At 66.7% G+C, this 414-nt stretch carries 1 pseudogene; it reads right to left on the reverse strand.

From position 1 onward, the window contains the following. Positions 1 to 414: pseudogene (locus tag DY467_RS25795) on the reverse strand (M23 family peptidase); the annotation flags it as partial.

Raw genomic sequence — 414 nt, forward strand, 5'->3', positions numbered from 1 at the left:
CTTCTCGACCTGGTCGAGCGAATTCTGCAGCCGCGTCAGCACCGTTTCGACGCCTTGCGCCTTGGCATATTGCGTCGGTGGCCGTTCCGCTGCCGCCGGCGTAGTGCGGGACTGCAGCCGTGCCTCGCGGTCCGGAGGAGCGACGAAGATCACCGTGTCGTTGATCGGCGACGGCTTCGGCCGAGCGGTCGTCGCCTCACTGTCGAACGACGGAGTGCGGGTCGGCTTGATGCTGCCGGTGATCGCGACGTCGGGCAGGGCGCCGAGCGCACCGGCGCGGGATTCGAGTAGCGACTGCCGCCGCATGATCTGCTCGAGCTTCTTGTCGAACTGTTCCTGATCGAGCAACTGCCGGCTGGTGGTGCGGTCCACCTTGGCGCGCAGCTCGGCGATCCGATCCTCGTAGGCGTATTG

Source organism: Rhodopseudomonas sp. BR0G17, assembly GCF_010907025.1.
GTDB lineage: Bacteria > Pseudomonadota > Alphaproteobacteria > Rhizobiales > Xanthobacteraceae > Rhodopseudomonas > Rhodopseudomonas palustris_H.